At 65.0% G+C, this 23,292-nt stretch carries 21 protein-coding genes; 13 read left to right on the top strand and 8 right to left on the bottom strand.

Features of this window, described 5'->3' with window-relative positions:
* Positions 1 to 12: 12 nt before the first annotated feature.
* Positions 13 to 786: an MBL fold metallo-hydrolase gene (locus NLM15_RS04000; RefSeq protein WP_254115407.1), complete on the top strand. Its 774-nt coding sequence runs from the start codon at positions 13 to 15 to the stop codon at positions 784 to 786.
* Positions 787 to 886: 100 nt separating this feature from the next.
* Here the strand turns inward: NLM15_RS04000 and NLM15_RS03995 are convergent, their stop codons facing one another.
* From NLM15_RS03995 to NLM15_RS03985, 3 genes are all read right to left on the bottom strand, one after another.
* The gene (locus tag NLM15_RS03995; protein WP_254115405.1) at positions 887 to 1,657 is read right to left on the bottom strand and encodes a TIGR02186 family protein; all 771 of its coding nucleotides are present in this window, start codon (positions 1,655 to 1,657) and stop codon (positions 887 to 889) included.
* Positions 1,654 to 2,571 (bottom strand): sulfite exporter TauE/SafE family protein, encoded by a 918-nt coding sequence (locus NLM15_RS03990; protein ID WP_254115403.1) that lies wholly within the window; start codon positions 2,569 to 2,571, stop codon positions 1,654 to 1,656. Before NLM15_RS03990 ends, NLM15_RS03995 begins: the two co-directional genes overlap by 4 nt.
* Before the next feature lie 264 nt (positions 2,572 to 2,835).
* Entirely contained in the window at positions 2,836 to 6,264 is a 3,429-nt protein-coding gene (locus NLM15_RS03985) for a tetratricopeptide repeat protein (RefSeq protein WP_254115401.1), read from the bottom strand.
* A gap of 319 nt (positions 6,265 to 6,583) precedes the next feature.
* On the opposite strand from NLM15_RS03985, the gene NLM15_RS03980 reads away from it, so the two are divergent.
* Positions 6,584 to 7,333, top strand: coding sequence for an outer membrane protein (locus tag NLM15_RS03980; RefSeq protein WP_254115399.1), 750 nt, complete (start codon positions 6,584 to 6,586; stop codon positions 7,331 to 7,333).
* Positions 7,334 to 7,345: 12 nt separating this feature from the next.
* Here the strand turns inward: NLM15_RS03980 and NLM15_RS03975 are convergent, their stop codons facing one another.
* Positions 7,346 to 7,936 (bottom strand): PadR family transcriptional regulator, encoded by a 591-nt coding sequence (locus tag NLM15_RS03975; protein ID WP_254115397.1) that lies wholly within the window; start codon positions 7,934 to 7,936, stop codon positions 7,346 to 7,348.
* A gap of 206 nt (positions 7,937 to 8,142) precedes the next feature.
* Between NLM15_RS03975 and NLM15_RS03970 the strand changes: the two genes are divergently transcribed.
* From NLM15_RS03970 to NLM15_RS03950, 5 genes are all read left to right on the top strand, one after another.
* Positions 8,143 to 8,526, top strand: coding sequence for a nuclear transport factor 2 family protein (locus NLM15_RS03970; protein ID WP_254115395.1), 384 nt, complete (start codon positions 8,143 to 8,145; stop codon positions 8,524 to 8,526).
* A 56-nt stretch (positions 8,527 to 8,582) separates the two neighbouring features.
* Entirely contained in the window at positions 8,583 to 10,373 is a 1,791-nt protein-coding gene (locus NLM15_RS03965; RefSeq protein ID WP_254115393.1) for an acyl-CoA dehydrogenase C-terminal domain-containing protein, read from the top strand.
* A 9-nt stretch (positions 10,374 to 10,382) separates the two neighbouring features.
* The gene (locus tag NLM15_RS03960) at positions 10,383 to 10,670 is read left to right on the top strand and encodes a hypothetical protein (RefSeq protein ID WP_254115391.1); all 288 of its coding nucleotides are present in this window, start codon (positions 10,383 to 10,385) and stop codon (positions 10,668 to 10,670) included.
* A 48-nt stretch (positions 10,671 to 10,718) separates the two neighbouring features.
* On the top strand, positions 10,719 to 11,927 hold the full coding sequence (locus NLM15_RS03955) for an acetyl-CoA C-acetyltransferase (RefSeq protein ID WP_254115389.1): 1,209 nt from the start codon (positions 10,719 to 10,721) through the stop codon (positions 11,925 to 11,927).
* A 156-nt stretch (positions 11,928 to 12,083) separates the two neighbouring features.
* Positions 12,084 to 14,297 carry an FAD-dependent oxidoreductase gene (locus NLM15_RS03950; RefSeq protein ID WP_254115387.1) on the top strand — a complete coding sequence of 738 codons (2,214 nt, stop codon included), beginning with the start codon at positions 12,084 to 12,086 and terminating at the stop codon, positions 14,295 to 14,297.
* Positions 14,298 to 14,830: 533 nt separating this feature from the next.
* On the opposite strand, the gene NLM15_RS03945 is transcribed toward NLM15_RS03950, so the two are convergent.
* The 3 genes from NLM15_RS03945 to gstA all read right to left on the bottom strand — a co-directional run bounded on the left by NLM15_RS03945 (position 14,831) and on the right by gstA (position 16,410).
* Positions 14,831 to 15,139: a hypothetical protein gene (locus tag NLM15_RS03945; RefSeq protein WP_254115385.1), complete on the bottom strand. Its 309-nt coding sequence runs from the start codon at positions 15,137 to 15,139 to the stop codon at positions 14,831 to 14,833.
* 201 nt (positions 15,140 to 15,340) lie between these two features.
* Entirely contained in the window at positions 15,341 to 15,685 is a 345-nt protein-coding gene (locus tag NLM15_RS03940; protein ID WP_254115383.1) for a hypothetical protein, read from the bottom strand.
* A gap of 110 nt (positions 15,686 to 15,795) precedes the next feature.
* Complete coding sequence (gene gstA / locus NLM15_RS03935) at positions 15,796 to 16,410, bottom strand: glutathione transferase GstA (RefSeq protein WP_254115381.1); 615 nt, start codon at positions 16,408 to 16,410, stop codon at positions 15,796 to 15,798.
* 126 nt (positions 16,411 to 16,536) lie between these two features.
* Here gstA and NLM15_RS03930 point away from each other — a divergent pair, with 126 nt between their 5' ends.
* The 3 genes from NLM15_RS03930 (at position 16,537) to NLM15_RS03920 (ending at position 19,169) form a co-directional block, all read left to right on the top strand.
* Positions 16,537 to 17,031, top strand: coding sequence for a MarR family winged helix-turn-helix transcriptional regulator (locus NLM15_RS03930; RefSeq protein WP_254115379.1), 495 nt, complete (start codon positions 16,537 to 16,539; stop codon positions 17,029 to 17,031).
* 101 nt (positions 17,032 to 17,132) lie between these two features.
* Positions 17,133 to 18,503 carry a glutamate--cysteine ligase gene (locus NLM15_RS03925; RefSeq protein ID WP_254115377.1) on the top strand — a complete coding sequence of 457 codons (1,371 nt, stop codon included), beginning with the start codon at positions 17,133 to 17,135 and terminating at the stop codon, positions 18,501 to 18,503.
* A gap of 111 nt (positions 18,504 to 18,614) precedes the next feature.
* Positions 18,615 to 19,169 (top strand): PAN domain-containing protein, encoded by a 555-nt coding sequence (locus NLM15_RS03920; protein WP_254115376.1) that lies wholly within the window; start codon positions 18,615 to 18,617, stop codon positions 19,167 to 19,169.
* Positions 19,170 to 19,211: 42 nt separating this feature from the next.
* Here the strand turns inward: NLM15_RS03920 and NLM15_RS03915 are convergent, their stop codons facing one another.
* Positions 19,212 to 19,445: a hypothetical protein gene (locus tag NLM15_RS03915; RefSeq protein ID WP_254115374.1), complete on the bottom strand. Its 234-nt coding sequence runs from the start codon at positions 19,443 to 19,445 to the stop codon at positions 19,212 to 19,214.
* Between the two features lie 204 nt (positions 19,446 to 19,649).
* Here NLM15_RS03915 and NLM15_RS03910 point away from each other — a divergent pair, with 204 nt between their 5' ends.
* From NLM15_RS03910 to NLM15_RS03900, 3 genes are all read left to right on the top strand, one after another.
* Positions 19,650 to 22,166, top strand: a complete 2,517-nt coding sequence (locus NLM15_RS03910; RefSeq protein ID WP_254115372.1) for a glycogen/starch/alpha-glucan phosphorylase — start codon at positions 19,650 to 19,652, stop codon at positions 22,164 to 22,166.
* Between the two features lie 65 nt (positions 22,167 to 22,231).
* Positions 22,232 to 22,369, top strand: coding sequence for a hypothetical protein (locus tag NLM15_RS03905; RefSeq protein WP_254115370.1), 138 nt, complete (start codon positions 22,232 to 22,234; stop codon positions 22,367 to 22,369).
* A gap of 27 nt (positions 22,370 to 22,396) precedes the next feature.
* The gene (locus NLM15_RS03900; RefSeq protein ID WP_254115368.1) at positions 22,397 to 23,212 is read left to right on the top strand and encodes an acyl-CoA thioesterase II; all 816 of its coding nucleotides are present in this window, start codon (positions 22,397 to 22,399) and stop codon (positions 23,210 to 23,212) included.
* The last annotated feature ends 80 nt before the right edge of the window (positions 23,213 to 23,292 follow it).

Below are 23,292 nucleotides of genomic sequence, written 5' to 3'. Positions count from 1 at the left end.
GAGGAGTTCATCATGCCCATTTCCATCACCCTGATCGGCGGCCCGACCGCGCTGATCGAGATCGACGGCTTCCGCCTGCTCACCGATCCGACTTTCGATGCTCCCGGTGCCTACCAGCTGCCGCATGTGAAGCTAGAGAAGACGATCGGTCCCGCGATGAAGGCCGATGCGATCGGCCCGATCGACGCCGTGCTGCTCAGTCACGACCAACACTCCGACAATCTCGATAATTCCGGCCGCGAATTTCTGCTCAAAGCCAGGCGTGCGCTGACGACGGAGGCCGGCGCCAGGCGCCTCGGCGGCCACGTCGAAGGGCTCGCGCCCTGGGCCACCGCGCATGTGAAGGACCGCGACGGCAACGCGCTGACGATCACCGCGACGCCTGCGCGCCACGGCCCGGCCGGCATCGAGCCGCTGTCCGGCGACGTCATCGGCTTCGTGGTGTCGTCGAGCCGCAAGGACACGGGCGCGGTCTATATCAGCGGCGACACCACCTGGTTCGACGGCGTTGCCGAGGTGGCGCGCCGCTTCAAATGCACCGTAGTGATGCCGTTCGCGGGCGCCGCGCAGACGCGCGGGCCGTTCCATCTCACGATGGACACCAACGACACCATCGAGACGGCGCGCGCCTTTCCGGATGCGATGATCGTGCCCGTGCACACCGAGGGCTGGGCGCATTTCCGCCAGAACAGCGAGGATCTACGCAAGACCTTCGACGTGCTCGGCTTCGGGACGCGTCTGCGCCTGCTGGAGCCCGGCGTGCCGACGGTGATCGAGGCGCCGTAGCTGCCGCAGCCGTCATTGCGAGCGCAGCGAAGCAATCCAGAATCTCACCGCTGACGCAGTCTGGATTGCTTCGTCGCTTCGCTCCTCGCAATGACGGCAGCTAATCCTTCCTGAATACAATCGACGCCATCCAGCCCGTCATCAGCGCCATGGCCGCGGTGACGAGGCCGTAGATCAGCCCGTGCTGCCGCGCGCTGGTCGCGACGAACTGCTCGAAGCCGACCTTGACGATCTCGAACGCGGTCTCGGTCTTGCCGATGAACGCGCCGTCGGCGAACAGCTTGATCTCCACATCATAGGTTCCGATCGGCACCTCCGCCGGGAGCGGAATGCCGGTGCGGAACAGCGTCGGGGTCAGGAACGTCACCGCGCTCGCGTCCTCGCGATAGAGGCCGCGCTCGGTGCGCAAGCGGACGAAGGCCGAACGGAAGGCGTCGTGCGGCACCACGTCGGCGAAGTCGCCACTGACGCGCTGGGTCAGCAAGACGTTGTTGAGCCCGATCTGCTGCCGCCGCGCGATCTCGGGCGAGGTGATGAGGTCGAACGGGCGGTTGGCGAACAGCGCGAGATAGCTCGGCACCTGCAGGAACTGCCGGTAGTCGGTGTTGATCCAGATCCCGAAGGTGCGCTCCTTGCGCCGCGTCACCATATCGGCGCGCGGGCCCATCACGGTGACGACGAGATCGTAGCTCTTGCGGTCAACGGGCGTGGAAGCGTCCTTCTCGACCGAGCCGAACAGCACCAGCTCCTCGCCGGAATAGTTCGGCGTCACCGTGACGCGATGGTTGGAGACCGACACGATCAGTCGCTCGGCACGCGCGACCGAGCCGAGCAGTAGGACGAGCAGGACCGCGAGAGCTGTCCGCATCATCCGCTCACCCCCAATTCGCGGATGGTGAAGAGATCCTCGGGCCGGATCACCAGCTCGATCGCGAAGCGGACGCCGACCGAGAGGATCAGCAGGCCCAGCAATAGCCGCAGCTGCTCGCCGCGGATCTTCTGGCCGGCGCGGGCGCCGAACTGCGCGCCGGTGACGCCGCCGACCATCAGGATCAGCGCCAGCACGGCGTCAACGAGATGATTGGTCACCGCATGCAGCAAGGTCGCGAACAGCATCGTGACCAGCGTCAGGACCATCGAGGTCCCGATCACCGTCGAGGTCGGCACCCGCAGCAGATAGATCATGATCGGCACGAGGATGAAGCCGCCGCCGATGCCCATGATGGCGCCGATGAAGCCGATCACGATGCCGACCACCACGACGGGGATGACCGAGAGATAGATCTTCGAGCGCTTGAACCGCATCTTGAGCGGCAGGCCGTGGATCCAGCTATGCGTGCGGCGTGGTGGCACCGCGCCGCGCCGGGTGCGCATCAGCGCGCGCAGGCCCTCGGAGAACATCAGGCTGCCGACCGTCGTGAGCAGCACGACGTAAGAGAGCGCGATCATCAGATCGAGCTGGCCGAGCGCGCGAAGCTGCGTGAAGGTCCACACCCCGAGCGCCGTGCCGGTGACACCGCCGCATAACAACACGCTCGCGAGCGCCGGATCGATCGCACGCCGCCGCCAGTAGGACAGCGCGCCGGAAAAGGAGGAGGCCGCGATGTGGCTCGCAACGGAGGCGACCGCGACCGCCGGCGTGATCCCGATGAAGATCAGAAGCGGCGTCATCAGGAAGCCGCCGCCGATCCCGAACATGCCGGAGACGAAGCCGACCGCCGCGCCCATCGCCAACACCAGGAAGATGTTGACCGGCAGATCGGCGATCGGGAGGTAGAGCTGCATTGAACCACGCTCGGCGAGACGGATCGATTGCGCGGAATGCTCGCCGGACGGTCGGAACGATTGCCGCGCCCTTCAATAGCGGAATTCGCCGCCGGGCGGGACCGGGAAATTTGCGCGTGGTGAATGGCGACGCTTTCGCTCCTCACCCTGAGGAGCCTGCGCAGCAGGCGTCTCGAAGGGCGAGGCCCGGATCCAGAACGGGGCCTGCATGGTTCGAGACGCGCGCAAGGGCGCGCTCCTCACCATGAGGGGAAAGAGATCCGTTTAATGCGCGGCCGACGCCGAGCGCTTGGTCGCGACCGGCTTCGGCGCCGGCTTTGCGTTGGCCTGCGGCGCGCTGTCCCAGCCGCCTGCGGGCGCTGTGACATTGACGGCGTCGTCGGGCTGCGGCTCGGCGCTGAAGGTCTGGATCGCGAGCTTGGCGGCGGCGAGCGACTGCGGGTCGAGCCGCTTGGCGACGTCGTCGCGCTTGCCGGACGCATCCGCGTCACCCTGGGCGGCGGCGAGGGTGAACCATTTGTAGGATTCGGCGAGGTTCTGCTCCACGCCGATGCCGCGGGCATAGAGGATGCCGAGGTTGAACTGGCTGTCCGCGACACCGCGATCGGCGGCCTTGCGGAACCACTGCGCCGCGCTCTTGTAATTGGCGCCGCGTCCGCCGCCGTCGGCGTCGAGCACCGCGAGATTGTGCATCGCCTTGGCATTGCCGCGCTCGGCGGCCTGCGTGTAGTAGCGGCGGGCGATGTCGGCGTCCTTCTTCACCCCCAAGCCCTTCTCGTAGAGCGTGCCGAGGCGGAAGGTCGCGGGCACCACGCCGGCCTGCGCCGCGCGGTCGTACCATTTGGCGGCTTCATCGTAATTCGCGGCGACGCCCTTGCCCTCGGCAAAGCGCACGCCGATCTCGTAGGCCGCGGTCGCATCGCCCTTCATCGCGGCGCTGCGCAGCACCGGACCGCCGATGCCGTCAGGGAGCTTCTCGCTCGGCGGCACCTGGGTCATGCCGAGCTTCGCGCGGCTCGCACCCGACAGCGCGCCGGTGACGTCGTTGCTCGCCGCAGGCGGAGGTGGCGTTGCGGGAGCCGGCGGGATCTCGACCGAAGCCGAGCTGCCCGACCCCGCCATGGGAGCCGGTGCGGGATTGTTCAGCGACTGCTTTCCGATCGGCGTCGGCGAGGTCATCGACGGTGTGACCTGCTCGGGCGCAGCAGGCCTGGTCTCGACCGGCGGCGGAGCCTGCGGCGCGGGCGCGGGCGACGAATTCTCCATGGCCTGCGGCGACGGCGCCGGGCCGCCGCCATCGAGCAGGTTCATGGCCATCTTGAAAGTGCCGAGCACGATCACGACCACGCTTGCGCCGACCAGCAGCGAACGGATTTTCGAGGTGATGGTCGAGGCGCCTTCCTGGCCCTTCTCCCTGGCGCGGCCTGCGACTGCCGCCTTGGCACCGCGGGCCGGCTTTTCCGGCTGTGCGGCGGCGGCCTGCGCGGCGCGGCGCGCGGCCGCGATGAAGCTCGACGACGACACCGGCTCCTTCGGCGCGGCGGGAATTTCGCTGATCGCGCTTTCGGACGCGGCGATGCGCTCCGACGGCGTGGCGGCGCGGCCGCCCGGCCGGGTGCCCGGCTCGAGCGGATGGTCCGGCGGCAATTCCGGTGCGAGCGCGGCGCGCGCGGGCGCCGTGTGCGGCTCGAGGATCTCGCTGATCGCACGCGGCGGCAAGGGTGCCGCGACCTGCGGCGCCGTTGGCACCGGCGGCGGCGCGACGGCGGCGGCGTGGAATTCGCGCGGCGCGGCGACGAAGGCGCCCTGCGCCGGATGTTGCGCGGCGGCCGGGTTCGGCAGCTCAGGCTTCGGATCGTATTTCGGTTGCTGTTGCTGTTGCTGCGGCCGCTGTTCGCGCGCCATCGGCGGCGGCTCGAACGGAGCAGCCATCGGCATGGGCATCTGCGGCGCGGGTGCCGGCGGCGCGGTACGCACCGCGCGCAGATCACCCTCGATTATCGAGAGGCGATCGACGACGTGGCCGAGCGCGCTGTGCACGGCCTCGAGCGAATCCTGGGTGCTGCGGTTTGTCTCGGCCTGGCTGAAGCGGATGTCGGAGAGCTCGCGCTTGACGAGATCGACCATTCCCGAATCTGAAGGCGGCGCCGAATTGCGGCTCTCGGCCAGCGCGGAATAGGTCGCCTGCTGCCGTTCGAGATGCCTGAGGATGTCGTGCAGCCCGTCCTCGACGCGGCTCAGATTACCGTTGCGCGGATCGGAGGCGGCTTCGATCCGCTCCAGCAGATACGAGACCCTCTGTTCGAGATGCGCAAACGTCGATGCGGAATCGTTGCCGACCTGCATGCGGTCGAAACGGTCCGACAACGCGCGGATCGCGGCTTCCAGATGCTCGGTGCTCTCGGACGGCTGCGGCCGCTCGCGCGTTTCCAGCGCCGCGGTGAGCGCCGCGATGCGCTGCTCGAGCACCGCAAAGCTGTCGCCGTGCCCCGAGGAGCGGGTGACCTGGTCGACCTTGGACGACAGCAGCTGCACGTCGTCCGAAAGGCGTGCCAGCGCTTCGTTGGAGGCGACGTTGGAGACGATGCCGCGCAGCGCCGAGATCGCGCCTTCGAGCTGGCGCACCGTCGAGGGATCGTCATTGGCGCGCAGGATCAGATCGAGCTTGGCGCCGAGATTGCGGATCGCCTCGTCATAGCCGGTGAGCTGCTCGGCCGGCGTCAGCGTGCGCAGCACCTGCTTGATGTCGGACAGCGCGTGCTCGATGCTGGACAGCACCTGACCGTCGGAGCCGGACGAGCGGGTCTCGTCGATGCGACGATGCAGCGAGCGGATCTCGTTCTCGATCGATTCGATCGCGCGGCGCGGCATCGCCTCGGTGATGGCGTGGCGGATCTCGGCAAGCTCGCCGCGGAAAGCGTTGATCGCCTGCTCGGTATTGTCAGGGCGCTGGAGCGACTCGATCTGGCTCGTGATCTTGAGCAAATGGCGCTCGAGCGACGAGAAATCCGGCCCCGGCTGCGGTGGCGCGTAGGCAGGCGCGGGCGGCGCCGCCATTGATGTCATGGGGGGCGCGAAAGGAGCTGCCATCGGCGCAATCGACGGCGCGGCGCGCGACGGCACCTGCCGCGGCGCAAAGCCGTCGAGCTCGCTCTGCCGTGCCGTGATCTCGGCGACGGCAACGTCGAACGACGCGGGGCTCAAGGGAGGTGAATTGCGATAGACCTGCGCAGCCGCGCGCTCGACCACATCGGCCTGGCGCTGCCGCGTTTCAACGGGGGCCGGTGCCGGCCGCGGCGCCTGAGGCTGCTGCGGACGGGAGATTTGCGACAGCCGTGCATCGAGCCGCGAGATCGCGTCGTTGAGCTGGCGCGCGACGCCCTGCTCGCGCGAGACGTCCTTCTCGCGCGCGGCGTCCTGACGCGGCGCGGGCTTCGAAATCCGTTCGATCTGCTGGGTGATCGCGTCGAGCCGCTGGTGGATGTCGGCGACTTCGCGGGCTTCCTGGCTCGGAACGTTCGGGGCTTGCGGACGCTGGTCGTAAGGTCCGCGAAAGTTCGGCGCGGCAGTCTCGCCGAGCGTGGAGTTCAGCCAATCGTTGAGTGACATGCCGGCACGACGCGCAGCAGCTTCGGCCCGCTCCCTGACGGATGGATCGATGCCGTCAACACTCCACGATACGCGCGAATTCATGACTCTGTCCGGTTCCGACTTCGGCGCCCCACCCGGCGCCTCCAGCCTTCCCTCGCGTGCCGGTTGCAAAGACAATCGGATTTGGCGCGGGTCGTCTGCCTCGAAAACCGACTTTTTCCTGTTACGGTAAATAACGGGTTAAGGAACGCGTCGCCGGTGTCTTAAAGTTGGGCGGCGGGAACCCGCTCCAGCGCCCGTGGCCGCCGCCCGGCCCCCGCCCCGACAAAGATTTCGCCAGCCGTCTCGTCGGCACGTCTCAAAGGATAGAGAACGGCCCGATCCACGGGCGGGTTCTTGCCTGACTGGATTGTTGGCTGACATGAAAAGGTTGCTCGTGGCCGCGATGGTGGCCGGACTGGCATCGCACGCTGTGGCCGCCGATGCCCCGGCGACACCGACCGCGGTGAAGGCAGCGGCGCCCGCGGGATACAACTGGACCGCCTGCTATGTCGGCATCCAGGGCGGCGGCAACTGGGGCAAGAGCGAGCATGTCGCACGCGCCGGCGACGTCTCCGGGCCGACGATCACGGGCACGTTCAATCTCAGCGGTGCCGCCGTCGCGGGCGGAGCCTTCGGCTGCGATTTCCAGATCGAAAAGACCGTCCTCGGCTTCGAGAACGACGTGTCCTGGACCAACCAGCACGGCAGGGCGCAGGACCTGCCGCCCTTCAACGTCGGGGTAACGAGCGGCACGCGGGAGAAGTGGATCGACATGTTCCGCGGCCGCGTCGGCTATGCGCTTGATCAGCTCCTGATCTATGGCACCGCGGGGGTCGCCTTCGCCGGGACCGAAGTCACTGTGTCCAACCAGGTGGCGCAGGTCACCAGCTCCCAGACCCGTACGGGCCTGGCCGCCGGCCTCGGGGGCGAATGGGCGGCCTACGTCGATACCTGGGGCGCCGTGAGCCTCAAGCTCGAGTATCTGCACGTCGATTTCGGCAGCAAACGGTATGTCGATCCGCCGATCAGCGGCGCGGTCACGCGCGACGTCAGGCTGACGGATGACATCGTCCGCGCCGGTGTGAACGTCCGCTTCAATTGGGAAAGGCCCGTCGTCACGAAGTACTAAGGGGCCGACGAACTAGCCCTTCCCTTCGCGCTTGTTCTCGTCCAGCGGGACCACCGTGCCCTTGCCGCTCATCGCCGATAGCGCTTGGAGCGCCTCCTCGCAGAAATCGGCCACCATTTGCTCGTGCCGCGCGCCGAGCTGAAGCAGCAGCAAATTACCGAGGTCGAGCACGCCCGACGCGGTGCCCTCCGGAAAACGCTTCTTGAGGATGCGCTCGTAATTTTCGTGCCGGTCGCGATGGTGCTCCAGCCGGGCCATCAGATCGGTGCGCATGGGCTCGATGTCGATGCTGTCGAGCGCATGCAACCGCACCAGCAGGTCGTCCTTGATCGAGGGCGGCGTGCTCGGTCGCGCGGCCCAGTGCCGCAGCGCTGTTCGGCCTTCGGGAGTCAGCGTATAGATGAGTTTATTGGGTTTGCCGGACTGTACGACCTCGCGGCCTTGGATGTAGCCGCGGTCGCGCAGCTTGGAGAGCTCGCGGTAGATCTGCTGGTGATCGGCCTTCCAGAAGAAGCCGATCGAGGAGTCGAACGTCTTGGCAAGCTCGTAGCCCGTCATCGGACGTTCCGTCAGGCATGCGAGGATTGCGTCGCCCAGCGCCATGGCACCAGCTCCCTTCTAGAGGTCCCGACCAATTGACTTGACTTTATGCGCATTGGTGCATATGCGTCAATGTGCATATGAGGTGACCGAAGGTCGGGGCTTAGAACCCGACCCCAAAAACCGAGCGAAATCAAACTCCTCGCTACTGTGCATGGGGTTGTTTTCGAGTTTTTTGCATGGCCTTGATCTAGGGAGGCATCCTGACAATGACCGGCCTCGATTCCTGGTACGCCTTCATGAAGTCCCACGACAGCAAAGCGCTGTGGGACCTGCTCCATCCTGATGCCGTGTTCGAAAGCCCCGTGGTGCATTCGCCCCAGCGCGGCCGCGACATCACCTTCAAATATCTCGCGAGCGCCGAGAAGGTGCTCGGCGGTCCCGGCTTCAGCTATGTCGGCGAGTGGCGAAGCGCCAACGGCGCCGTGCTCGAATTCAAGAACGTCATCGACGGCATCGAGATCAACGGTGTCGACATCATCACTTTCGATGCCGAGGGACGCATCACCCATTTCAAGGTGATGGTGCGTCCGCTCAAGGCGATCAACATGCTGCATCGCCTGATGGCGGAGCAGCTTGCCGCCCAATCATAAGCCAACATCATCACCTCAAGACCCAATGACTTCAAGGCTGATGCCGGGAGAACGCCATGCCGATCTATAAAGCCCCCGTAGAAGACGTGAACTTCCTGCTCAACGACGTCTTCCAGATCGATCGCTACGACAATCTGGCCGGCTTCTCCGATGCGTCGAGCGACGTGCGCGAAGCCATCCTCGGCGAAGCCGCGAAGCTCGCGGAAGAGGTGCTTCAGCCGCTCAACCGCGTCGGCGATCTCGAGGGCTGCAAGCGTGCTGACGACGGCAGCGTCACCACGCCGAAGGGTTTCAAGGACGCTTTCAAGCAAGTCGCCGAGGGCGGCTGGCTCGGTCTCTCCGCGCCACAGGAGTTCGGCGGCCAGGGCCTGCCGGTGACGCTGAGCCAGGCGGTCAACGAATTCCAGATCTCCGCCAACATGGCGTTCTCGATGTATGGCGGCCTCACCATGGGCGCGACTGCGGCCCTCCTGGTGCACGGCACGCCCGAGCAGAAGCAGACCTACGTGCCGAAGATGGTGGCCGGCGAATGGACCGGCACCATGAACCTGACCGAGCCGCATTGCGGCACCGATCTCGGCATGCTCCGTACCAAGGCGGTCCGCCAGGCCGACGGCAGCTTCAAGATCACGGGCACCAAGATCTTCATCTCGGCCGGCGAGCATGACCTCGCCCCCAACATCATCCATCTCGTGCTCGCCCGCATCGAGGGCGCACCGGCCGGCATCAAGGGTGTGTCGCTGTTCGTGGTGCCGAAATTCCTGGTGAATGCCGACGGTTCGGTCGGCGCACGCAACGGCGTCGTGTGCGGCTCGATCGAGCACAAGATGGGCATCCACGGCAATTCCACCTGCGTGATGAACTACGACAGCGCCACCGGCTGGCTGATCGGCGAAGAGAACAAGGGCATGCAGGGCATGTTCGTGATGATGAACGAGGCCCGCCTCGGCGTCGCCGTGCAGGGTCTCGCGCAGTCCGAGGTCGCCTATCAGAACGCGGTCGCCTATGCCCGCGAGCGCATCCAGGGCCGTTCGCTCACCGGCGCAAAGGCGCCGGACAAGCAGGCCGACCCGATCATCGTGCATCCGGACGTGCGCCGTACGCTGCTCTCGATCCGCGCCTTCAACGAGGCCGCGCGCGCCTTCGTGATGTGGACCGCGCTGAAGAGCGACGTCGCACACCGTTCCGAAGACCCCAAGGACCGCCAGGCCGCCGACGACCACATGGGCCTGATGACCCCCGTGCTGAAGGGCTTCCTCACCGATTACGGCTTCGCCAACGCGGTGCAGGCGCAGCAGATGTATGGCGGCCACGGCTACATCGCCGAGCAGGGCATGGAGCAGTTCGTGCGCGATGCGCGTATTGCGATGATCTATGAAGGCGCCAACGGCATCCAGGCGCTCGACCTGGTCGGCCGCAAGCTGCCGCGCGACGGCGGCCGCGCCATCATGGCGTTCTTCGGCGAGGTCATGGCCTTTGCCAAGGAGAATGGTGGCGACGAGGCGATGAAGCCCTTTGTCGCCCCGCTCTCGGCTTCGCTCGGCCATCTCCAGCAGGCCACCACCTGGCTGATGCAGAACGCGATGGCCAAGCCGGACAATGCCGGCGCTGCCGCCACCGATTACCTGCATCTCTTCGGCTTCGTCGCGCTCGGCTACATGTGGGCGAAGATGGCGAAGGTCACCCAGGCCAAGATTGCCGAGAGCGGGGCAACGCCCTATCTCTCGACCAAGCTCGTCACCGGCCGCTTCTTCATGGAACGCATGCTGCCGGAGACCGCCGCCAATCTCGCGCGCATCCAGGCCGGCTGCGCCACCATCATGGAACTACCGGCGGAAGCCTTCTGAGGAATTTCGATGTCGGCAGCAGACGTGATCGTTGCGGAGTTCCGCGCCTTCGGCGCCGGGCTCCGCCGCGACAAATTCTGCGCGCGCTCAGCCCTCGACATCGTCAATCGTTGTGAGACCAATGGTGTCGGCATTCTCGGCATCGAGGGGTTTTACCTGACCGACACGACGACTATCCCCCAGCTCGATCACATCCTCGACCTGAGCACGGGGACAAAGACCTACGACACCGCGCGGCAATTCCTTCGCCACGGCGAAGGCCTGCCGCTGTTCTACGAATTCACCTTCCACGAATGACTGCGACCGCCCCCGGTCGTCACCAATAACTGCAATCAGGAGGCTCCCATGGCAGATGCCTATATCTACGACCACGTTCGAACCCCGCGCGGCCGCGGCAAGGCGGACGGTTCGCTGCACGAGGTGACGGCGCTCGCGCTCGCGACCGTGCCGCTGAAGGCGCTGAAGGACCGCAACAATTTGCCGGAAGATTCCGTCGATGACGTCGTGCTCGGCGTGGTCGACCCGGTCGGCGAAGCCGGCTCCGACATCGCGCGCTTTGCCGCGCTGAAGGCGGGCCTCGGCGAGGCCGTGCCCGGCGTGCAGATCAGCCGCTTCTGCGCTTCCGGCCTCGATGCCGTGAATTTTGCCGCCGCGCAGGTGATGAGCGGCCAGCACGAGCTCGTCATCGGCGGCGGTGCCGAATCGATGAGCCGCGTCGGCATCGGCGCCTCCGGCGGCGCCTGGCCGATGGATCCGTCGATGGCAGTGCCCGCCTATTTCATGCCGCAGGGCGTGTCGGCCGATCTGATCGCGACCAAGTACGGCTTCTCGCGCGACGACGTCGACGCCTACGCGGTGCAGAGCCAGCAGCGCGCAGCGAAGTCCTGGGAAGAAGGCCGCTTCGACAAGTCGATCGTCCCGGTGAAGGACATCAACGGTCTCACCATCCTCGCCAAGGACGAGCATATGCGTCCCTCGACGACGATGCAGTCGCTGGCGCAGCTGCAGCCGTCGTTCACGATGATGGCGCAGATGGGCGGCTTCGACGGCGTCGCCGTGCAGTCGCATCCGGAGATCGAGCGCGTCAATTACGTGCATCACGCCGGCAACTCCTCGGGCATCGTCGACGGCGCGGGCGCCGTGCTGCTCGGCAGCAAGGAAGCGGGGAGCAAGTATGGCCTGAAGCCGCGGGCCAAAATCCGCGCGTTTGCCAATGTCGGCTCGGAGCCGGCGATGATGCTGACCGGCCCGGTCGACGTCACCGAAAAGCTGTTCGCGCGCTCGGGCATGAAGAAGTCGGACATCGACCTGTTCGAGCTCAACGAGGCCTTCGCCTCCGTCGTGCTGCGCTACATCCAGGCCTTCGATATCGACAACGCCAGGATCAACGTCAATGGCGGCGCGATCGCGCTCGGCCATCCGCTCGGCGCCACCGGTGCCATGATTCTCGGCACCGTGCTCGACGAGCTCGAACGTACCAACAAGTCCACCGCTCTCGTCACGCTGTGCATCGGCGGCGGCATGGGCACGGCCACGATCATCGAGCGGGTGTAGCGAGCTGCCGTAGGGTGGGTTAGCGAAGCGTAACCCACCTTCGTCTGTTTCGGCGGAGGAAGACAGTGGTGGGTTACGCCTTCGGCTAACCCACCCTACGAGATCACCATCAACCGCCGCGCCTGAGATCGGCTGCGGCACCGAGGAGCAACCAACATGGCTTACAAGAACTTCAAGGTTGAGACCGATTCCGACGGCATCGCGCTCGTCACCTGGGACATCCCGGGCCGTTCGATGAACGTGCTCGACGAGACCTCGACCAGCGAACTCGACGCGATCGTCAAGGAAACCACGGCTGACGCCGCAGTGAAGGGCGTCGTCATCACCTCCGCCAAGGAGGCCTTCTGCGCCGGCGCCGACCTGTCGATGCTCGAAGGCATGAACCAGGCCTATGCCAAGCTCCTCAAGGAGCAGGGCGAGACCGCGGCGAACCAGATGCTGTTCGAGCAGAGCCGGCGCTTTTCGCAGGTGCTGCGCTCGATCGAAACCTCCGGCAAGCCGTGGGCGGCCGCGATCAACGGCCTCGCGCTCGGCGGCGGTTTCGAGATCACGCTGTGCTGCCACTATCGCGTGGCCGCGGAGAATCCCAAGACCCGGCTCGGCCTGCCCGAGGTCAAGGTCGGCCTGTTCCCCGGCGCCGGCGGCACGCAGCGCGTGCCGCGCCTGGTGCCGCCGCAGGACGCGATGACGATCCTGCTCAAGGGCGATCCCGTTACGGTCGAGAAGGCCAAGGCACTGAACCTCATTCATGCCGTCGTTCCCGCCGCTGACCTGGTCAAGGCGGCGAAGGATTGGATCAAGGGCGGCGGCAAGGCCGTCGCGCCGTGGGACGAGAAGGGTTTCAAGCTGCCGGGCGGTCCGGTGTTCTCCAAGGCCGGCATGATGATGTTCCCGGCCGGCAACGCGATCTATCGCCGCGAGACCTACGACAACTATCCGGCCGCGCGCGCGATCATGAGCTGCGTCTATGAAGGCCTCCAGCTGCCGATCGACGCCGCACTACGCGTCGAATCGCGTTACTTCACCTCCGTGCTGCGCTCGAAGGAAGCGGCCGCGATGATCCGCAGCCTGTTCCTGTCGATGCAGGAGCTCAACAAGGGCGCGCGCCGTCCGAAGGACGTCGCTCCCACCAAGGTGAAGAAGATCGCCGTGATCGGCGCCGGCTTCATGGGCGCGAGCGTCGGCTACGTCTCGGCCCGCGCTGGCCTCGACGTGGTCCTGATCGACCGCGACCAGGAGAGCGCCGACAAGGGCAAGGCGCATGCGCAGAAGGTGATCGAGGAGCAGATCAAGAAGGGCCGCGCCAAGCCCACCGATGCGGAAGCCCTGCTCGCGCGCATCACGCCGACCGCCGACTATGCCGCACTGAAGGACGTCGACCTCGTCATCGAGGCCGTGTTCGAGGATCGCAAGGTCAAGGCCGATACCTTCGCCAAGGCGCAGCAGCATATGAAGCCGGACGTGATCTTCGCGTCGAACACCTCGACGCTGCCGATCACTTCGCTCGCAGAGAGCTTCAAGGACCAGGGCAAGTTCGTCGGCATCCACTTCTTCTCGCCGGTCGAGAAGATGATGCTGGTCGAGATCATCCTCGGCAAGAACACCGGCGATGTCGCGCTCGCGACTGCGCTCGATTACGTCCGGCAGATCGGCAAGACGCCGATCGTCGTCAACGACTCCAGAGGCTTCTTCGCCAATCGCTGCGTCGGCCGCTATGTCGCCGAAGGCAACGAGATGTTCCTGGAGGGCGTGCCGCCCGCGATGATCGAGAATTGCGCCAAGATGGCCGGCATGCCGGTCGGCCCGCTCTCACTCTCGGACGAAGTCGCACTCGACCTCGGCCTCAAGATCATGAAGGCGACGGAAGCCGATCTCGGCCCCAACGCCATCAACCCCGATCAGAAGAAGCTGATGGTGGAGATGGTCGAGAACCAGGGTCGTCTCGGCCGCAAGAACAGCAAGGGCTTCTACGACTATCCCGAGAAGGGCAAGGGTCAGAAGAGCCTGTGGCCGGGCCTGTCCGCGCTGCAGCCGAAGCAGCTCGATCCTGACACACTCGACGTCGAGGAGCTGAAGCAGCGCTTCCTGGTGGTGCAGGCGGTGGAAGCCGCGCGCACGGTCGAGGACCACGTCATCACCGATCCGCGCGAGGCGGATGTCGGCTCGATCCTCGGCTTCGGCTTCGCGCCGTTCACCGGCGGCACGCTGTCCTACATCGACTTCATGGGCACGAAGACGTTCGTCGAGCTCTGCCACAAGCTGGAGGCGAAGTACGGCTCGCGCTTCACCCCGCCGAAACTTCTCGAAGAGATGGCTGCAAAGGGAGAAACCTTCTACGGCCGCTTCGCGCCGAAGAAGGCGGCTGCCTGATTCGCTGAACTCGTAGCCCGGATGGAGCGCAGCGAAATCCGGGACTGACCGATCCACGTGAAGACTCGGATTGCGCTACGCTCCATCCGGGCTGCGCATCCAAGACAAAGGCCGGATCACCGATCCGGCCTTTTTTGTTTTGCACAACATCATCACGGTTGCGTCAGACTTGTTCCGGGTTGTGGAACCGGTCACAGAAATCGCGTAGGAACCGTGCCGAAGTCCCCGCTGCTGCGGTGTCGCGCAATTGTCATAAGCGCGTCAAAGCGGCGCCGTTCTTTTGCTCGGCCCTGGCACTAGTCTTGCTGCGGGTCAGGGTCATGAAGCCGGGTTGGGGCACTCGCCGACAAGCGGCGAGTTGCAGACAAAATAAGAAAGTGTCCTTGATGAACTCTTTGGTGCTGCGGAAGACCGCGCTTGGCCGCGATCTTACCGCGAAATATGCTGTTGCGTCCCCAATTGGCCGCCTCTTCCCGCAACAAAAGCCGGCACGCCGGCGCCGCAAGGGGCCGGTGCTTTGGGCAGCTCTGGCCTTACTTGTGCTGGCGGCGGATGTTCTGCTCGCTTGCCTCGCCTGGATCGCCGTCGATCTCGTCATGGGATGAGGCGTCGCGCGCGTGCAGCTTATAAGCTGCCGCGAGATAGGCGAGCTGGCAGACGGCAAGGCAGGTGGCAATGACGGTCACACCGGCCATCATGCCGAATTCGTAAACGCGAAGAATGATCGCCGAGACCACTGCGATTGACGGCGCGATCAATACCAGCGCCCAGATCCTGAAAAAGTAACCTGTCGCTATTCCTACCAACGCACTTGCGGCGATCAGGACGAAGGCAATCGTCAAGTTCGACTCCGATGAAACTACAAATAATTCGCTACAATTCCGCCAAGCTCGCGCGCTTTGCGGGAACTGACAAGACAGCACTACTTACATTTGGCGAACAGTAGTTCATAAGTCTAATTAAGGTACGATGATCCGGCGAAATGGGTTCGCCCGCGTGCCGCCCGGCAGCAAGAAAAGAGCCGGCTCGGCGACCCCGCCTGCTTATTTGCGGTCCCCGAAGGGCGAGAACGCGCGGCCCGCGACCGCATCATCGGCAAGACTGGCCTTCCAGGTCCCCTCGTCGCCGCGGCCGATGCGCAGCTCGAAGCGCCAGCCGTTCTGATTGGTGAAGGCGATATCCGCTCCGCCCTTCTTCTTCGCGTAGCTGCAGGGATATTCGGTCGGCCTGTCCGGAAAAACGATCTTTCCTTCCTTGCTCTCGAACACGGCCGAGGTGATCTGCGGATGGATCATGAAGATGCAATTGCGCTGCGGCACATCGGGCGTCGACAAGCCAAGCATCGCGAGCGGTGCGCCGGCGGCGGTCATGAGAACGATCAAGTTCATGGGGCGGCTGTCTCGTGGAGGTATTCCGCTTCGACGCCGTCACCAAACAAGGGGTTCAAAAAAGGCCGGATCATCGATCCGGCCTTTTTCCTCTTCCATTCCGCGGGCGCTTACTTCGCCTGCGCGAGGCCTTCCTTCTTCAGCGCTTCCTGCACCTGCGGCCGCGCCGCGACGCGAGCCTTGTAGGCGATCAGGTTCGGCATGGCCGAGAGGTCGAACTTCATTCGGTCACCCCAGGTCAGCATCGTGAAGAGATAACCGTCGGCCACCGTGAACTGCTTGCCCATGAGGTAGTCGCGGCCGGCGAGCTGGCTGTCGATGTATGTCAGCTTGCCCATGACGCGGTCCTTGAAGAACGCCTTGGCCTCGTCGTTCAGCGCCGGCGCGAACAGCGGGCCAAAACTCTTGTGCACCTCCGAGGTGAGGAAGTTCAGCCACTCCAGCAGCTTGTAGCGCTCGGAGCTGCCGTGGACAGGGGCCAGCGCCTTGGCCGAAGCCTGATCGGCGATCATCTGGACAATGACCGGACCTTCGGTCACGATCTCACCGCTATCGAGGCCCAGCGCGGGGACTTGGCCCTTGGGGTTCAGCTTCAGATAATCCTCACCATTTTCGAGCTTCTTGGCCCGGATATCGACCTTGACCAGCTCATAGGGCAGGCCGGCTTCCAGGAGCGCGATGTGGGGGGACAGGGAGCAGGCGCCGGGCGAGTAATAGAGCTTCATGGAATTTCCTCCTCTTGGTGCTTGGTTCGGGCGAAAGAACGCCTACATGCACCTGCATGTAATAGTCAAGATTGATGCAGGTGCATCGAGTGGGGTAAGAGACGGGCGACGAGCTTGAGCGGGACCATGAAACGCAAACCATCGACCGAGGCGACTTCAGCCTGGATCCGCCTGATGCGGGTGCAAAGCCGCGTGCTCGATTGTGTCGAGCAGGACCTGAAGAAGGCGGGGTTCCCGCCGCTGGCATGGTACGACGCGCTGCTCGAATTGTCGCGAGCTCCCTCGGGTGAGCTGCGGCCGGTGGAACTCGAGCGGCAGATGCTGATCCCGCAATACTCCACGTCGCGCCTGATCGATCGCCTGGTCGACGAGGGGCTCGCCTCCCGGCGCGAATGCCAGATCGACAAGCGCGGCCAGTTCGTGGAGATCACGGAAGCCGGCCGCGAGTTGCAGAAGCGGATGTGGGGCGCCTATTCGGCCGCGATCGAAAAATATGTCGGCTCGAAACTGTCCGATGCGGATGCCGTCAAGCTCAGCGGCCTGCTCGATCGTCTCGGCTGCTCGTGCGGCGAGATGAAGCTGCCGCCCGCCCACGTCAACGAAACCACGCCGTCGCGATGATCGCACGGCACCCCAGCTCGTCCGTGCACCCCTTGGGTTCGCGGACCATCCCTGCCACCCGCGCGCCTTCGATCGAAGCGCCCTTTTGATTAGAGTTTGATATGGCGCGAGACCAGATCGATATGACGCCGCTGCAATCGCGCGACGAACTCGTCGCGTGGTTCGAGGCCGGCTGCAAGCCGCCGTCCGAGTGGCGGATGGGCACCGAGCACGAGAAGACGCCGTTCACGCTCGAAGGCCACCGTCCGGTGCCTTACGAGGGCGCGCGGGGCATCGGCGCGCTGCTCGAAGGCATGAAGCTCCTGCTCGGCTGGGAGCCGATCATGGAGAAGGGCAACATCATCGGTCTCTACGACGTCACCGGCGGCGGCGCGATCTCGCTCGAGCCTGGTGGACAGTTCGAGCTCTCCGGCGCGCCCGTCGAGAACGTGCACCAGACCCAGAGCGAGCTGATGGCGCATCTGGCGCAGGTGCGCGAGATCGCGACCCCGCTCGGCATCGGCTTCCTCGGGCTCGGCATGACGCCGTCCTGGTCGCGCGCCGACATCCCCGTGATGCCCAAGGGCCGCTACAAGATCATGACCAATTACATGCCGAAGGTCGGCCAGTACGGCCTCGACATGATGTACCGGACCTGCACGGTGCAGACCAATCTCGACTTCTCCTCCGAAGCCGACATGGTCAAGAAGCTGCGCGTCTCGCTCGCGCTCCAGCCGGTCGCGACCGCGCTGTTTGCCAATTCGCCGTTCACGGAGGGCAAGCCGAACGGCTTCCTGTCCTTCCGCTCCGAGATCTGGCGCGACACCGACAATGCACGCGCGGGCATGATGCCGTGGGCGTTCGAGGACGGCATGGGCTTCGAACGCTATGTCGATTACGCGCTCGACGTGCCCATGTATTTCGTCAAGCGCGGGGACGACTATATCGACGTGTCGGGCTCCTCGTTCCGTGCCTTCTTCGAGGGCCGCAACAACAATTTGCCCGGCGAACGTCCGACGCTGTCGGACTGGGCCAACCATCTTTCCACGATCTTCCCGGAAGTGCGCCTCAAGCGCTATCTCGAGATGCGCGGGTCCGACGGTGGCCCCTGGGGCCGTCTGCCTGCGCTATCGGCGTTCTGGGCCGGGCTGCTCTACGACGATGTGTCGCTCGACGCCGCCTGGGACCTGGTGAAGCACTGGACCGCGCATGAGCGTCAGGCCCTGCGCGACGACGTGCCGCGCTTCGGCTTCAAGTCGCGGATCAAGGACCGATATCTGTTCGAAATCGCCAAGGAATGCCTCGTTCTGGCCCATGCCGGCCTGCGCCGACGCGGCCGGATCGACCAGCTCGGCCGCGACGAGACCCGGCACCTGGAGCCGCTCGATCGCATCATCGATTCCGGCCGGACGCCGGCCGAGGAGATGCTGGAGAAGTTCAACGGTGCCTGGAACGGCTCGGTGGAACCGGCCTACGCGGAATACGCGTTCTAGACCGGAGGCCGACGATCAGGACCTGAGCCGTTCATCGCCCGTACAGGTTTGCGGCGATCAAATGACCGGCTGAAAAACCTGAGCGCCGTCAATAACTCGAAAGCTGTTCGAATGGGGAAGGGCCGCCTGCCTGGGGCCGTCGTGGCATGCGTCACGCTGCTTTCGCTCCTGCTTGCGAGCTGGCCTGCGCGCGCCCAAACGGCGTTCGACCGGCCCGGCGGCGACTATTTCAACTCGCCGGTTACGTCAGGCGACCCCGCGGATTGCGCGCTGCTCTGCGAGCGCGACCGCCGCTGCCGCTCCTGGAGCTTTAACTATCCCGACGTCGAAGGCGGCTCGGCGGTGTGCTGGCTCAAGAATACGGTGCCGCCGCGTGTGCCGGGCAGCTGCTGCATCTCCGGCGTACGTGGCGCCGGCGTGATCGAGCCGCGGATCGAGGGCGTGGAAACGTCGATCGACCGCCCCGGCGGCGACTTGCGCAACTTCGAGATCAAGGACGGCGAAGGCGAGGAAGCCTGCAAGGCAGCCTGCACCGCCGACAACAAGTGCCGCGCCTTCACCTATGCCCGTCCCGGCTACACGGGGCGTGAAGCGCGCTGCTTTCTGAAGAAGGAAATCAAGCCGCCGCGCCGCAAGGCGGGCTTCACGTCGGGCGTGGTCAGATAACGCGTCGCACTTTCGCGCGCAGCCAATCCAGCGGCCCGCGCCTCAACTCGCCGCCGACACCAGCCTGTTGCCGCACGCATTCGCGTAGAACTTGCCGCCGCACTGGCGCTTGATGGCGGCGCAGCGCGCGGCCGGGGAGGCATCTTGCGGAAGGCTGAAGCCGCAGCTCAGGCCGTCGGCGCTGCGGCCCGTCTTGCCGGCGGCAAAGGCGGCGCTGGAGGCGGTGATGCAGACGACGAGGAAGGCTGCGGCGGCGATTTCGATCAGCAGTCTCATGGACGTTTCCTCCACACTGATGGCTGAATCTGCCCCCAATCTAGCACCAATCCTCATCTCTCCGTATGCTCCCGGGTTCCCAAATCGGCCCGTTCCTTGCATAAAATTACGCCAGCGCAGTGCACGGCCGCGCCAGCGATGGTTCCGGTACAAAGGCAAGACGCGTAGGGTGAGTGGTGTTCTCGCGACCAGGAAGTGACGGCCTTGCAAGATCAATCGTTCCAGCCAAGTTCTCCCGCCTCCGACCAGCCCGTCGACGAACTCGCGCTGGCTGATGTCAAGGGCGCGATCCTGGCGAAGCTGCGCCTTGCCATCGGCAAGGATGCGGGCATGGCGACCAAGCACGACTGGTATCAGGCCGCGGCGCTGGCGCTGCGCGACCGCATCGTGCATCGCTGGCTCACGGCCGAGAAACACAGCTACGATGCGGGGCGCAAGCGCGTCTATTATCTCTCGCTCGAATTCCTGATCGGCCGCCTCTTCACCGACGCGCTCAACAATATGGGCCTGCTCAAGATCTTCGAGGTCGCGCTCGGCGATCTCGGCGTGTCGCTGCCGGAGCTGCGCAAATGCGAGCCGGATGCGGCGCTCGGCAATGGCGGCCTGGGGCGGCTCGCCGCCTGCTTCATGGAGAGCATGGCCACGCTCTCGATCCCCGCGATCGGCTACGGCATCCGCTACGATTACGGCCTGTTCCGCCAGATCATCAATCAGGGCTGGCAGCAGGAATATCCGGACGAATGGCTGAGCTTCGGCAACCCCTGGGAATTGCAGCGGCCGGAGGTGATCTATCACATCCACTTCGGCGGCGGCGTCGAGCATGTCGACGACAAGGGCCGCGACCGCGCGATCTGGCATCCGGGCGAGACGGTTCAGGCGATCGCCTATGACACGCCGATCGTCGGCTGGCGCGGCCAGCACGTCAACGCGCTGCGCCTGTGGTCGGCGCGCTCGCCCGATCCATTGAAGCTCGACGCCTTCAACAAGGGCGACTACGTCAGCGCCAGCGCCGAGCAGTCGCGCGCGGAAGCCATCTGCAAATTCCTTTATCCGAACGACGAGAGCCCGGCGGGCCGCGAGCTGCGCCTGCGCCAGGAATATTTCTTCGTCTCGGCCTCGCTCCAGGATCTCGTCAATCGCCACCTCACCTCAGACGGGCAGCTTCGCAGCCTTGCGATGAAGGTCGCGGTGCAGCTCAACGACACCCATCCGAGCCTCGCGGTCACCGAGCTGATGCGCATCCTCGTCGACCTGCATAATTTCCGCTGGGACGAGGCCTGGAAGATCACGGTCGCCACGCTCTCCTACACCAACCACACGCTGCTGCCTGAAGCGCTGGAGACCTGGCCGGTCGAGTTGTTCGAACGGCTGCTGCCGCGGCATCTCGAGATCATCTACCGCATCAACGTCCAGCATCTCGCGCTCGCCGAAGCGCGCGCCCCCGGCGACATCGATTTCCGCGCCTCGGTCTCGCTGATCGACGAGAAGAGCGGACGCCGCGTCCGCATGGGCCAGCTCGCCTTCGTCGGCTCGCACCGCATCAACGGCGTCTCGGCGATGCATTCGGACCTGATGCGCGAGACCGTGTTTCACGATCTCAACCATCTCTATCCCGGGCGCATCACCAATAAGACCAACGGCATCACCTTCCGCCGCTGGCTGATGCTGGCGAACCCGAAGCTGACTGACCTGCTGCGCGAGACCTGTGGCGATGCCGTGCTGGACGATCCGACCCAGCTCAGCCTGATCGAGGCCCGCGCCAGCGACGTCGAACTCCAGAAGAAATTCCGCAGCGTCAAGCTGCACAACAAGACCGCGCTTGCGCGCCTGATCGGCGAGCGGCTCGGCATCAAGGTCGATCCGAGCGCGCTGTTCGACGTGCAGATCAAGCGCATCCACGAATACAAGCGCCAGCTGCTCAACGTCATCGAGACGGTGGCGCTGTATCAGGGGATGAAGGATGATCCCAACGGCAACTGGGTGCCGCGGGTGAAAGTCTTCGCCGGCAAGGCCGCCGCGAGTTACAAATACGCCAAGCTGATCATCAAGCTGATCAACGACGTCGCGGAGGTCGTCAACAACGATCCCGCGATCGGCGGCAAGCTGAAGGTCGTCTTCCTGCCCGACTACAATGTCAGCCTTGCGGAGGTGATCATTCCCGCGGCCGACCTGTCCGAGCAGATCTCGACCGCCGGCATGGAGGCCTCCGGCACCGGCAACATGAAGCTGTCACTGAACGGTGCCCTCACCATCGGCACGCTCGACGGCGCCAACATCGAGATCCGCGACCATGTCGGCGCGGAGAATATCGCGATCTTCGGCATGGAGGCCGGCGACGTGATGATCCGCCGCAAGCAGGGGCTGGATGCCTCCGACGTGATCCGCAATTCGCCAAAGCTCCAGCGCGCCATCAATGCGATCGGCACCGGCGAGTTCTCGCCCGGCGATCCCGGCCGCTTCGAATCCATCGCGCACGCGCTGCGCTATCTCGACCATTACATGGTCAGCGCCGATTTCGATTCCTATTACGAAGCGCAGCGAAGCGTCGACGCACGTTGGCAGGTGGCGCCGGCCTGGACGCGCGCCTCCATCCTCAATGTCGCGCGCATGGCCTGGTTCTCCTCGGACCGCACCATCCGCGAATACGCCGAGGAAATCTGGAACGTGCCGGTCAATCCGACCACGCCGCTGCTGCCGGGTCTGCGCGACGTCGCGGGCTGATTTTCCGCAGCATGAAATCGGCGCCTATCTGCGAGGTCATTGCATCTCGCAAGGGGGATGATGATATGACTGTCATCATCCCCAAGGGCGGCGTCAGTAATACCGACGCCGCAACCTCAAACACCGTCATTGCGAGCGCAGCGAAGCAATCCAGAATCTCATCCGCGGAGACAGTCTGGATTGCTTCGCTGCGCTCGCAATGACGACGGGGTCGACATCGAGGACCAACAATGCACGCCAAGCTTCCGCATCCGTTCGACGACGCCACGCGCATCAGCGCCGGTGACTCTAGCTGGCAGGGGCACACCAGCGACGACTACTGGGCCTTTGTCGGTCCGTTCGGCGGCGCCACGGCCGCGACCATTCTGCGCGCCCTGATCGACCATCCGCAACGCGCAGGCGATCCGCTGGCGCTGACCGTCAATTATTGCGCGCCGATCGCGAAGGGGCCGTTCGACCTGGACGTGCGGCTGGTGAAGGCCAATCGCTCCAGCCAGCATTGGAGCGTCGAACTGTCGCAGGGCGGCGGCGAGGTCGCAACGCTTGCCACCGCCGTGTTCGCCGAGCGCCGACCCTCCTGGGAGCACAGGGTGGCCAAGGCCCCTGACGCGAAGCCGTTCGAACAGACGCTGCCGTTCCCGAAGATCGCGGCATCCTGGGCCAACCAGTATGAATTCCGTTTCGTCGAGGGCGAGATGCGGATTGGTCCGCCGCAAGCCGAACTCGCCAGCACCTATTCGAAAATCTGGATCAGCGACCGCACGCCGCGCAAGCTCGACATGTTGTCGCTGATGTCGATGTCGGACGCGTTCTTCGGCCGCATCTTCCACGCCAGGCGCGAACTGGTGCCGTTCGGCACGGTGTCGCTGACCACCTACTTCCACACCGACAGCGAAGAGCTCGCGGCCGAAGACATCACCCGCGTGCTGGCGACGGCCGATTCGAAGATCATGCACAAGAGCTACGCCGACCAGAACGGCGAGCTGTGGTCGCCGAACGGAAGGCTGCTCGCGACGACCACGCAGATCGCGTACTTCAAGGCGTAGCTGCTCTTCCCCTCTCCCCTTGTGGGAGAGGGTGGCTCGTCGCGAAGCGACGAGCCGGGTGAGGGGTCTCTCTCCGCGAG

It is taken from the genome of Bradyrhizobium sp. CCGB20 (genome assembly GCF_024199855.1).
Taxonomy (GTDB): domain Bacteria; phylum Pseudomonadota; class Alphaproteobacteria; order Rhizobiales; family Xanthobacteraceae; genus Bradyrhizobium.
The sequence above is the reverse complement of the archived record's forward strand: the minus strand, read 5'-3'. Positions and strand labels throughout refer to the sequence as shown.